Genomic DNA, 11,121 nt, shown 5'->3' on the forward strand with positions numbered 1-11,121 from the left:
CGCACCCCTGCTCCCCCCGCCCGCGCCCCCTGCCGTTCCCCTGCCTGTTTCCCCTAGCCGTTCCCCTGCCTGCCCCGTCCCCCTTCGTGCCGAGGAGAGACCCCCGTATGCCCCGAAGCCGCCGAGTCGCCGCCGTGGTGACCGCCGCCGCCATATCCCTGCTCGCGACCTCCTGCACCGGCCAGGGCGCCGGCGAGGCCGCCGACGACCCGAAACAGGACGTCACCCTGACCTTCTGGCACGGCTGGTCCGCGCCCGCCGAGGTCAAGGCGATCGAGGACAGCATCGCCCGGTTCCGCACCGCCCACCCGAACATCAAGGTGCGCGCCGTCGGCAACATGACCGACGACAAGGTCAACCAGGCCCTGCGCGCGGGCGGCGACAAGGCCCCGGACGTGGTCTCCTCGTTCAGCACCGACAGCGTGGGCAAGTTCTGCAACTCCGGCGCCTTCGCCGACCTGACGCCGTTCCTCGCCAAGTCCGGCATCGACAAGACGAAGGTGTTCCCCGAGCCGCTGCTGGAGTACACGCAGTTCGAGGGCAACCAGTGCACGCTGCCGCTGCTCGGCGACGCGTACGGGCTCCTGTACAACAAGGACGCGTTCGAGGCCGCCGGCATCAAGGAGGCCCCGAAGACCTGGAGCGAGTTCACCCGGGTCGCGCAGCTGCTGACCAAGCCCAAGGGCGACTCGTACGAGCGGGTCGGGCTGATGCCGACGTTCCACGGCTACGAGACCACCCCGATGCGGCTGGCCGCGCAGTGGAGCCCGGCGTACTTCACCCCCGACGGCAAGTCCAACCTGGCCGGCGACCCCGGCTTCGCGGCCATGCTCGACTACCAGAAGGACCTGGTCGGCAAGCTCGGCGGGTACGCGAAGCTGGAGCGCTTCCGGGCCGGCTTCGGTGACGAGTGGGGCGCCGAGCACCCCTTCCACCAGGGCAAGGTCGCCATGCAGATCGACGGCGAGTGGCGGCTGGCCATGGCGCAGGACGCGAAGGTGCCGTTCGAGATCGGCACCGCCCCGCTGCCGGTGCCCGACGACCGGGTCGGCGACTACGGCAAGGGCTACCTCGCGGGCACGATCGTCGGCGTGGCCGCCGGCAGCCGCAAGCAGAACGCGGCCTGGGAGCTGGTGAAGTACCTGACCACCGACACCGACGCGGTGGTGGACTTCGCCAACGCCATCCACAACGTGCCCTCGACCTTCGAGGCCCTCGCCTCGCCGCGGCTCAAGGTCAGCCCCGGGTTCAAGACGTTCCTCGACATCGCGAAGCACCCGAAGTCCACGACCACGCCCGCGCAGGCCGACGGCGGCACCTACCAGCTGACCTTCACCGACTTCGCCTACCGGTACGAGAAGGGCGCGGTGGCCGACCTGAAGGCCGGGCTGGCCGCCACCGACCGGCAGATCGACACGGACATCGCGAAGGCGAAGTAGCCGACGATGACCACCGGCATCCTGCCGCCGCGCGGTGCGGCCGCCCGCCGCCGGGCCGCCGCGCTGCGCACCGCGGCGTTCATGTCCCCCTGGCTGATCGGCTTCGCGGTCTTCTTCGCGTACCCGCTGCTGTCGACCGTGTACTTCTCCTTCATGAAGTACGACGGCTTCCGGCCGCCGTCCTTCAACGGCCTCGACAACTGGTCGTACGTGCTCACGCAGTACCCGCTGTTCTGGCCGGCGATGCGGAACACTCTGTGGCTGGTCGTGGTCGTGGTGGCCTGCCGGGTGGCCTTCGGGCTCGGCCTCGGCCTGCTCGTCACAAAGATCAAGACGGCTTCGGGGGTCTTCCGCACCCTCTTCTACCTGCCGTACCTCGCGCCACCGGTGGCCGCGACCCTGGCGTTCGTCTTCCTGCTGAACCCCGGCACCGGGCCCGCGAACACCGTGCTCGGCGCGGTCGGCCTGCCGACGCCGGGCTGGTTCACCGACCCGGACTGGTCCAAGCCGGCGCTGACCGCGCTCGCGCTGTGGGGCATCGGCGACCTCATGGTGATCTTCATGGCGGCGCTGCTCGACGTACCGAAGGAGCAGTACGAGGCGGCCGAGCTGGACGGGGCCGGGGCGTGGACCCGGTTCCGGCACATCACCCTGCCGAACATCTCGCCCATCGTGCTGTTCGCAGTGGTCACCGGGGTGATCCAGAGCATGCAGTACTACACGCAGCCGCTGGTCGCCGGGAAGGTGGCGGCCGGGGTCATCGGCGGCTCCGGGCAGCAGTTCGAGCCCGGCTACCCGGAGAAGTCGACGCTGACCCTGCCGCAGCTCGTCTACAACGCGGGGTTCCAGCGCTTCGACTACGGCTCCGCCTGCGTGATCGCGCTGGTGCTCTTCCTCCTGTCGATGGCGTTCACCGCGCTGCTCATGCGCCGGCGCGGCGGGCTGATCGGGTCGGGTGACTGACATGGCCTCCGGTACGACCGCCAAGAAGGCCCTGCACTGGGTCGCCGTGCACTCCCTCGGGGTGGCCGCCGCCCTGTTCTTCGTGCTGCCGTTCGTCTTCCTGTTCCTGACCTCGGTGATGAGCGACCAGCAGGCGCTCACCCGCGACCTGTGGCCGCGCACCTGGGAGTGGGACAACTACGCGCAGGTGTGGCACACCCCCGGCTTCCTGACCTGGTGGCGCAACACCCTGCTGTACGCGGGCCTGGGCACGCTGCTGACCGTGTGCTCCTCGGTGCCCGTCGCCTACGCGCTGGCCAAGTTCCGCTTCCGCGGCCGGCGGCTGTCGCTGATGCTGGTCGTCGCGATGATGATGCTTCCGCCGCAGGTGGTGGTCATCCCGATGTACCTCTTCTGGGCGAAGCAGCTGGGACTGTCCGGCACCCTGTGGCCGCTGATCGTCCCGATGGCGTTCGGAGACGCGTTCTCCATCTTCCTGCTCCGCCAGTTCCTGCTGACCATCCCCGACGAGTACCTCGACGCGGCCCGGGTCGACGGCTGCGGCGAACTGCGCACCCTGCTGCGGGTGGTGCTGCCGATGGCGAAGCCGGGCATCGCCGCCGTCGCCCTCTTCCAGTTCTTCACCTGCTGGAACGACTACTTCGGACCGCAGATCTACGCCTCCGAGAACCCGGGCGCCTGGACCCTCAGCTACGGACTGGAGTCGTTCAAGGGCGCGCACCACACCGACTGGAACCTCACCATGGCCGCGACCGTGCTGGTCATGGCCCCCGTGATCGTCCTCTTCTTCTTCGCGCAGAAAGCGTTCGTCGAGGGCGTCACCCTGACCGGAGTGAAAGGCTGACTTCGATGAAACTCGCAGTGGTGGGCGGCGGGTCCACCTACACCCCCGAGCTGATCGACGGTTTCGCACGGCTGCGGGACACCCTGCCGATCGGCGAACTGGTGCTGGTCGACCCGGCCGCGGACCGGCTGGAGCTGATCGGCGCACTGGCCCGGCGGATCTTCGCCCGGCAGGGGCACCCGGGGACCGTCACCACGACCGCCGACCTGGACGCCGGCGTCGAAGGCGCCGACGCGGTGCTCCTCCAGCTGCGGGTCGGCGGACAGGCCGCCCGGCAGCAGGACGAGACCTGGCCGCTGGAGTGCGGCTGCATCGGGCAGGAGACCACCGGCGCGGGCGGGCTGGCCAAGGCGCTGCGCACGGTCCCGGTGGTCCTCGACATCGCGGAACAGGTTCGGCGCGCCAACCCGGACGCCTGGATCATCGACTTCACCAACCCGGTCGGCATCGTCACCCGCGCCCTGCTGGAGGCCGGGCACAAGGCCGTCGGGCTGTGCAACGTGGCAATCGGATTCCAGCGGAAGTTCGCCGCGCTGCTGGACCTGGAGCCCGGCCGGGTGCACCTCGACCACGTCGGGCTCAACCACCTGACCTGGGAACTCGGCGTGCGGATCGGCGGCCCGGACGGCCCGGACGTGCTCCCGCAGCTGCTCGCCCGGCACGGCGACGCGGTCGCCGCCGACCTGCACCTGCCGCGCACCCTGCTGGACCGGCTCGGCGCGGTCCCCTCGTACTACCTGCGGTACTTCTACGGGCACGACGAGGTGGTGCGCGAGCTGCGCGAGAAGCCCTCGCGGGCCGCGGAGGTGGCCGCGATGGAGCGCGAACTGCTGCGCCTGTACGCCGACCCGGCGCTCGACGAGAAGCCGGAGCTGCTCGCCAAGCGCGGCGGGGCCTTCTACTCGGAGGCGGCCGTGGACCTCGCCGCCGGACTCCTGGGCGGCGGCGGCTCGCCCTGCCAGGTCGTCAACACGTACAACAACGGCACGCTGCCGTTCCTGCCGGACGACGCGGTGATCGAGGTGCAGGCCCGCATCGACGGCCCCGGCGGCCCGGTCCCCCTCCCGGTGCCCCGGCTCGACCCGCTGTACGCCGGACTGATCGCGAACGTGACGGCGTACGAGGACCTGGCGCTGGACGCGGCGCTGCGCGGCGGCCGGGACCGGGTGTTCCGGGCCCTGCTCGCGCACCCGCTGATCGGGCAGTACGCGCAGGCCGAGGCGCTGACCGACGCCCTGCTCGCGCACAACAAGGAGCACCTGGCGTGGGCGTGAGCACCTCCGTGGACCCAGGCTCCGTGCTGCTCGCGATCGACGCCGGGAACAGCAAGACCGACGTGGCCTTCGTCGGCGCCGACGGCACGGTCCTCGCGACGGCCCGCAGCGGCGGGTTCCGGCCCACCGCGGCGGGCACCGAGGCGGCCGTGGACGTGCTGGCCGCCGCGGTCACCGAGGCAGCGGGCCGGCTGCCCGGACCGGACCGGCCCGTGGCCCGGCACGTGTCGGCCTGCCTGGCCAACGCCGACCTGCCGGTGGAGGAGCACGAGCTGACCGGGGCGCTGGCCCGGCGCGGCTGGGGCCGGACCGTCGAGGTCCGCAACGACACGTTCGCGGTGCTGCGGGCCGGCGTGGACGCGCCGCGCGGGGTGGCCGTGGTGTGCGGGGCCGGCATCAACTGCGTGGGCATGCTGCCCGACGGGCGGACCGCCCGGTTCCCGGCCCTCGGGACGATGTCCGGGGACTGGGGCGGCGGGGGCGGGCTGGCCGAGGAGGCGCTGTGGCACGCGGCCCGCGCCGAGGACGGCCGGGGCGGGCCCACCGCCCTGGCGCGGGCGCTGCCCGGGCACTTCGGGCTGGGGTCGATGGCCGAGCTGATCGAGGAGCTTCACCTGGGGCGGGTGCCGCGGTCCCGGATGCACGAACTGGTGCCGGTGCTGTTCGCGGTGGCCGCCGCCGGCGACCCGGCGGCCGGGGGCCTGGTGGCCCGGCAGGCGGACGAGGTGGTCGCCATGGTCACGGTGGCGCTGCGCCGCCTGGACGCCCTCGGGGAGGACATTCCGGTGCTGTTGGGCGGAAGTGTGCTGGCAGCCGGACATCGGGAGCTGAACGGGCGGATCCGTGAGCAACTGGCCGCGGTGGCACCGCGGGCGGCGGTGTCCGTGGTGACGGCACCGCCGGTGCTGGGCGCGGCCCTGCTCGGCCTGGACGCGATGGCCGCGGAGCCGTCGGCCTACGCGAAACTGCGGGCCCACTTCGGGTGAACCGGCGTGCCGCACCGGGCAGTTGTGGAACCGGGACGGGCCCGCCGGGCGTATGGGAGAGGGAGGGCGGGCCGTTGGATCGGACAAGATCGGGAGATTGATGCTGCCGATGCCGCCGGGGACGGCCATACTGCTGGCCGGGCGGCCGTCGCCCGGGCCGGCGGCAGGCCGCCGGGCAGACACCCGCCGTCCACGACCGAGGGGGAGGTCAGGTGACATTCGCACCGAGCGCGCCCGCGGCGCCGCCCACGGCTCCCGCGCAGCCGCCGCCCGGACGGGAGAGCGCCTGGGCGGAGGGCGTCGCGAAGCTGCGGGCGGCCGCGACCACCGAACCGGGACGGCTGCGCATCATCGGGGCGGTGCTGGCCGCGCTGGTCGTGCTGTTCGGCGCGGTGACCGCCTGGCAGATCTCGGGGCGGGCGGCCGCGGCCGAGGACGTCGTGAGCCGCAGCCAGCCGCTGAGCGCGGACGCCGCCAGCATCTACCGGTCGCTCGCGGACGCGGACACCGCCTCCTCCAGCGGCTTCCTGGCCGGCGGCCAGGAGTCCCGGGCGGTGCGGGACCGCTACCTGGCGGACATCGCGAACGCCTCGAAGCTGCTCGTGAAGGCGGCGGCGAACACCGAGGGATCGGCGCAGTCGCAGCGTGAGATCGCGCTGCTGAACGAGGGGCTGCCGCGGTACACGGGCCTGATCGAGCAGGCCCGGGCCAACAACCGGCAGGGCCTGCCGCTGGGCGGCGCCTACCTGCGCTACGCGAACGAGCAGATGAGCCGGCAGCTGCTGCCGGCCGCGCAGCGGCTGTACGAGGCGGAGACCGGCCGGCTGTACCGGGACTACGACGAGGCGGACAGCTGGCCGCTGGCGGCGCTGGGCGCCGGGCTGCTGGCCGTCGGCGTCCTGGTGTGGGCGCAGCGGCGCAACTACCACCGCACCAACCGGGTGTTCAACCACGGGCTGGTCGCCGCGACCGCGGCCTCCGTGGTGGTGCTGCTGTGGCTGGCCGTCGGGCACACCGTGGCCCGCGCGGACCTGGGCACCTCCCGCTCGGACGGCCAGGAGTCGCTGAAGGTCCTCAACGACGCCCGGATCAGCTCCCTGCAGGCCCGCGCGAACGAGAACCTCACGCTGGTGTCGCGGGGCGCGGTGCTGGCCGCGGACAAGAAGTCCGACAAGTACGACGTGGAGTACGCGGGGAACATGGCGGGGCTGGACTCCGGTCTGGCCCGGGCCGCCCGGCTGGCGGACGACGAGGCGGGTTCCGAGCCGGTGCAGCGCGCCATGTCGGCCGTACGGGAGTGGCAGGAGCGGCACCGCGCCGCCAGGGCCACCGACGTGCGGGGCGACTACGAGGGCGCGCTGGTCCAGGTGATCGGGGGCCGGGGCAGCACCGGAGCCTCCTTCGACCAGGTGGACGCGGCCCTCCAGGAGGCGCTGGCGCACGAGCAGCGGGAGTTCTCCAGTGCCGCCCGGGACGGGCTGGGGGCGTTCGGCGGACTGACGGCCGGCGCGCTGGTGCTGGCGGTGCTGGGTGCGGTGGCGTCCCTCCTCGGGATCGGCCGACGGCTTTCGGAGTACAGGTGAGATGCCCATGCGGATGAGGCGAGAGGAGCCCGATGCGGTGGCCAGGGCCGGCAAGCTCCGCGGCTGGGGCGGGGTGACGGGGATGGCAGCCGCGTGCGTGCTGACGGCGGCGGCCGTGCTGGTGCCGCTCCGGCAGCACGACGGCACGTCCGGGGCGGGCGCCCCGGCGGCCCCCAGGGCCACCGGGCTGGTGCAGCTGTCCGAGGCGGAGACCTGCAAGGACCCGGAGGCCAGCCTGCGGCCGTCGGCGGCGGACGGGCCCGCCATCGCCCGGATCAGGGCGGCGGGCCGGCTGGTGGCCGGCATCGACCAGAACAGCTACCGCTGGGGCTACCGCAATCCGGTCACCGGCCGTCTCGAAGGCTTCGACATCGACCTGGTGAAGGCCCTCGCCAAGGACATCCTGGGCGACGAGGACGCGGTGATCTACCGTGCCATCCCCACCAGCCAGCGGATCCCCGCCCTGAAGGAGGGCCGGGTCGACGTCGTGGTGCGGACCATGACGATCAACTGCAAGCGGCTGGAGGACGTGGCGTTCTCCACCGCGTACTTCCGCACCGGCCCGCAGGTGCTGGTGCCGAAGGGCTCGCCGATCACCGGCTACGACGCCTCGCTGAAGGGCCGCCGGATCTGCACGGCCAGCGGCTCGACCGCCGAGACCGCCCTGAAGTCCGAGTCGTTCGGGGCGGACCTCTCGGTGACCGTGCCCAACCAGCTGGACTGCCTGGTGCGGCTCCAGCTCGGCGAGGTCGACGGGATGGTCACCGACAACGCGCTCGCGGCCGGCCTGGCCGCCCAGGACCCGACGGTCCGCCTGGTGGGCAAGCCGTTCGCCGAGGAGTACTACGGCATCGCGATGAACAAGGGCGCCGAGGACCTGGTCCGCCGGGTCAACAAGGTGCTGGAGGGCTACCGGCAGGGCGGGGACAACAGCCGCTGGATGACGGCCTACCGTAAGTGGCTGGCCGCCGACCTGCCGGACATCACGGCACCGCCGGAACCGGAGTACCGGGCCTCGTAGCCGCGGCCCGGGAGCACACGAGACACGCACGCAACGCTGCTGCACCGGCGGTCCGCAGCGGCAGACACGGCAGAGAGGGCATCTATGGCCGGCACGGATTCCTTTCCCGCCTCCGCGGACGGGCCCGCGGGCCCGGTGATGGACCGGGACGAGGTGGACCGTGCGCTGGCCCGGCTGGACGCAGAGCACGAAGCCGTGGAGACCTCGCTCCTCGCGCTCCAGGACCACGCCGGCCGGCGGCTCCTGGAGGGTGCGGACCTGACCGGGCTCACCCGTGAGCGGTGGGCGGTCGCGGACGCCGCCATCACCCGGCTGTGGGCGTGCTTCGACGCGTACGCGGCCGCCCTGAAGACGGCCCGGGCGATCCGCGAGCGGCGCCGGTGGGCCGGCCGCGAGGACCTGGTGGCCCTGACCGCGCTGCTGCGCGGGCCCGGGGTGACGGTCGCGGACGCCGCCGCCGGCGGCCCGGCGCTGGCCGAGCGCTTCACCCTGGCCGAGCTGGTGGCCCGGATGAACGAGCTGTACGCGAGTTCCCTCGACATGGTGGTGGCCGCGGACGCGGTGTGGTCGGCGCTGCCCGCCCGCATAGACCTGCTGGCCGCCGAACTCCACCGCACCCGCACGCTGGCCCACCAGGTGGGCGTGCGGCCGGGCGAGCACCCGTCCGGCGACGACCTGGAGGACATCACGGCGGAACTGGCCGCACTGCGCGCCGAGGTGATCTCGGACCCGCTGGCGTTCTGGCAGCCGGCGGCCGGCAGCGCGGCGCCCGGCGGCGGGCGGCCCGACACCGCCCGCTACGACCGGGCCGCCCGCGCCCTGGAGGACGTGCGGCGGGAGGTGGAGGCGGTGCTGGCGGTACGGCAGGACGCCGAGCAGCGGCTGGTGGGGCTGCGCGACGTGCTGTCGCGGGCGGACCGGACGCTGGCGGAGGCGCGGACCGCCCGCGGCGAGGTGCTGGCGAAGATCGCGGCGTCCGAGGTGCCGGCGGTCAGCGGGCCGCCGACCGCACTGCAGGAGCAGCTGGCGGCGGCCGCCGAGTACCGCCGGCACGCCCAGTGGCACCGGCTGTCGCCGCTGCTGGAGTCGCTCGAACGGCGGGCCGAGGACGAGCTGCTGCGGGCCCGGGAGTCGCTGACGGCGGTCACCGCGCCGCTGGCCGTACGGGCCGAGCTGCGCGGCCGGCTGGACGCGTACAAGGCGAAGGTGGCCCGGCACGGGCTGGCCGAGGACCTGCTGCTGACGGAGCGGTACGACACGGCGCGCCGGATGCTGTGGAGCGCGCCGTGCGACCTGCGGGCGGCGGAGCAGGCGGTGCTGCGCTACCAGCAGGCGGCGGCCGAGCTGCTGGTGCCGCGGCCGTACGCGCCGCAGGACGGGGCGGCGGGGCCGGGCGCCGGACCTGCCGCCGGATCTGCCGTCGGACCTGAGGAGAGGGCATGAGCGAGATGCCGGCGGCCGCCGCGGGGACGGCCTGCGAGCGCCCGGACTGCCCGGGCGGCTACGAGGACATGGGCGGCGGGGAGCTGTACTGCGACACCTGCGGCCTGGCGCCGGACGCCGGGCCTCGGACGGCGGGGGCGGAGCCGCTGGTCTCGCCGCCGACCGGGATGACGAGTGCGGCGCGCGGGTCGCGCGGGTCGCAGGGCTCGCAGTCGTCGGCGTCGGCGCGCTCGGCCTCGTCGCGGTCGTCGACCTCGCGGCGGTCGGTGTCGGGCCGGCTGTCGCGGTCGCTGACGGGGGCCTCGGTGTCCACCCGGTCGGTGTCGGTGCGCAGCACCGGTACCGCGACCGGCACGATGTCCTCGCGCAACCGGCTGGGCGCCGGGCTGGTGACGGTGCCGGAGGTGCCGCGGCCCGATCCGTCGACGGCGGTGCTGGAGAACCCGGAGGTGCCGGAGCGCAAGCGGTTCTGCTCGCGTTCGGACTGCGGTGCCCCGGTGGGCCGTTCGCGCGGGGACCGGCCGGGCCGCACCGAGGGGTTCTGCACCAAGTGCGGGCATCCGTACTCGTTCGTCCCGAAGCTGCGGGCGGGCGACGTCGTGCACGGGCAGTACAAGGTGGCGGGCTGTCTGGCGCACGGCGGTCTGGGCTGGGTGTACCTGGCGGTGGACCGGGCGGTGTCGGACCGCTGGGTGGTGCTGAAGGGCCTGCTGGACACCGGCGACCAGGACGCGATGGCGGCGGCGATCTCCGAGCGGCGCTTCCTCGCGGAGATCGAGCACGCCAACATCGTGCGCATCTACAACTTCGTGGAGCACCTGGACCACCGGACGGGCTCCCTCGACGGCTACATCGTCATGGAGTACGTCGGCGGCAAGTCGCTCAAGGAGATAGCCAACGAGCGGCGGCTGCCGGACGGCCGGCGTGACCCGCTGCCGGTCGAGCAGGCCTGCGCGTACGGCATCGAGGCCCTGGAGGCACTCGGCCACCTGCACAGCCGCAACCTGCTGTACTGCGACTTCAAGGTCGACAACGCGATCCAGCAGCAGAACCAGCTGAAGCTGATCGACATGGGCGCGGTGCGCCGCATGGGCGACAACAAGTCCGCCCTGTACGGCACGGTGGGCTACCAGGCGCCCGAAGTGGCCGAGCTGGGTGCCTCGGTGGCCTCCGACCTGTACACGGTCGGGCGCACCCTGGCGGTGCTCACGTTCGACTTCCAGGGCTACACGAACGTGTTCGCGGACAGCCTGCCGGATCCGGAGCACATCGAGGTGTTCCGCCGGTACGAGTCGTTCTACCGGCTGCTGGTACGGGCCACGGACCCGGATCCGGGCCGCCGGTTCGCGTCCGCGCAGGAGATGGCGGAGCAGCTGACGGGCGTGCTGCGGGAGGTCGTGGCGCTGCAGACCGGGCGGCCGCGGCCGCAGCTGTCCACGCTGTTCGGCGCGGAGCTGCGGGTGCCGGACACCGACCTGTTCGCCGAGCGCGGCGCCGAGGTCTCGCGGCTGGGCGCCCGGCCGCTGCCGGAGCGCCGGGGGCTGCTGCGGCGGGTGGTGCGCGGCGGG

Annotated in this window: 10 protein-coding genes and 1 pseudogene; 10 read left to right on the top strand and 1 reads right to left on the bottom strand. The window is 73.3% G+C overall.

The genetic code is table 11. From position 1 onward, the window contains the following. The first annotated feature begins 107 nt into the window (after positions 1 to 107). From LG634_RS33785 to LG634_RS33820, 8 genes are all read left to right on the top strand, one after another. Entirely contained in the window at positions 108 to 1,439 is a 1,332-nt protein-coding gene (locus LG634_RS33785; protein ID WP_226739699.1) for an extracellular solute-binding protein, read from the top strand. 6 nt (positions 1,440 to 1,445) lie between these two features. Then, positions 1,446 to 2,402 carry a carbohydrate ABC transporter permease gene (locus LG634_RS33790; RefSeq protein WP_226739701.1) on the top strand — a complete coding sequence of 319 codons (957 nt, stop codon included), beginning with the start codon at positions 1,446 to 1,448 and terminating at the stop codon, positions 2,400 to 2,402. 1 nt (position 2,403) lies between these two features. Continuing rightward, positions 2,404 to 3,246: a carbohydrate ABC transporter permease gene (locus LG634_RS33795; RefSeq protein WP_226739703.1), complete on the top strand. Its 843-nt coding sequence runs from the start codon at positions 2,404 to 2,406 to the stop codon at positions 3,244 to 3,246. A gap of 5 nt (positions 3,247 to 3,251) precedes the next feature. Beyond that, a complete protein-coding gene (locus tag LG634_RS33800; RefSeq protein WP_226739705.1) occupies positions 3,252 to 4,520 on the top strand; it encodes a 6-phospho-beta-glucosidase in 1,269 nt (422 codons plus the stop codon). Then, entirely contained in the window at positions 4,511 to 5,506 is a 996-nt protein-coding gene (locus LG634_RS33805) for an N-acetylglucosamine kinase (RefSeq protein ID WP_372482543.1), read from the top strand. Before LG634_RS33800 ends, LG634_RS33805 begins: the two co-directional genes overlap by 10 nt. A gap of 212 nt (positions 5,507 to 5,718) precedes the next feature. Next, entirely contained in the window at positions 5,719 to 7,089 is a 1,371-nt protein-coding gene (locus LG634_RS33810) for a GlnX family signal transduction membrane protein (RefSeq protein ID WP_372482544.1), read from the top strand. 7 nt (positions 7,090 to 7,096) lie between these two features. Beyond that, positions 7,097 to 8,110 carry a glutamate ABC transporter substrate-binding protein gene (locus tag LG634_RS33815; RefSeq protein ID WP_372482545.1) on the top strand — a complete coding sequence of 338 codons (1,014 nt, stop codon included), beginning with the start codon at positions 7,097 to 7,099 and terminating at the stop codon, positions 8,108 to 8,110. An 84-nt stretch (positions 8,111 to 8,194) separates the two neighbouring features. Then, complete coding sequence (locus tag LG634_RS33820) at positions 8,195 to 9,553, top strand: coiled-coil domain-containing protein (protein WP_226739709.1); 1,359 nt, start codon at positions 8,195 to 8,197, stop codon at positions 9,551 to 9,553. 58 nt (positions 9,554 to 9,611) lie between these two features. On the opposite strand, the gene LG634_RS38565 is transcribed toward LG634_RS33820, so the two are convergent. Next, positions 9,612 to 9,908 carry a hypothetical protein gene (locus tag LG634_RS38565; protein ID WP_443729029.1) on the bottom strand — a complete coding sequence of 99 codons (297 nt, stop codon included), beginning with the start codon at positions 9,906 to 9,908 and terminating at the stop codon, positions 9,612 to 9,614. 1 nt (position 9,909) lies between these two features. On the opposite strand from LG634_RS38565, the pseudogene LG634_RS38585 reads away from it, so the two are divergent. Next, positions 9,910 to 10,125: pseudogene (locus tag LG634_RS38585) on the top strand (serine/threonine protein kinase); the annotation flags it as partial. Between the two features lie 45 nt (positions 10,126 to 10,170). Further along, the coding region (locus tag LG634_RS33825) for a serine/threonine-protein kinase (protein WP_504967656.1) at positions 10,171 to 11,121 on the top strand (951 nt) is incomplete at its 3' end.

Source organism: Streptomyces bambusae (assembly GCF_020532645.1).
Classification (GTDB): domain Bacteria; phylum Actinomycetota; class Actinomycetes; order Streptomycetales; family Streptomycetaceae; genus Streptomyces; species Streptomyces bambusae.

What these genes read in the sequence shown, in the direction of transcription:
- LG634_RS33800 (WP_226739705.1), top strand. Translation starts at nt 3,252, where the DNA reads ATGAAACTCGCAGTGGTGGGCGGCGGGTCCACCTACACCCCCGAGCTG.
- LG634_RS33785 (WP_226739699.1), top strand. Translation starts at nt 108, where the DNA reads ATGCCCCGAAGCCGCCGAGTCGCCGCCGTGGTGACCGCCGCCGCCATA.
- LG634_RS33820 (WP_226739709.1), top strand. Translation starts at nt 8,195, where the DNA reads ATGGCCGGCACGGATTCCTTTCCCGCCTCCGCGGACGGGCCCGCGGGC.
- LG634_RS33795 (WP_226739703.1), top strand. Translation starts at nt 2,404, where the DNA reads ATGGCCTCCGGTACGACCGCCAAGAAGGCCCTGCACTGGGTCGCCGTG.
- LG634_RS33790 (WP_226739701.1), top strand. Translation starts at nt 1,446, where the DNA reads ATGACCACCGGCATCCTGCCGCCGCGCGGTGCGGCCGCCCGCCGCCGG.
- LG634_RS33815 (WP_372482545.1), top strand. Translation starts at nt 7,097, where the DNA reads ATGCGGATGAGGCGAGAGGAGCCCGATGCGGTGGCCAGGGCCGGCAAG.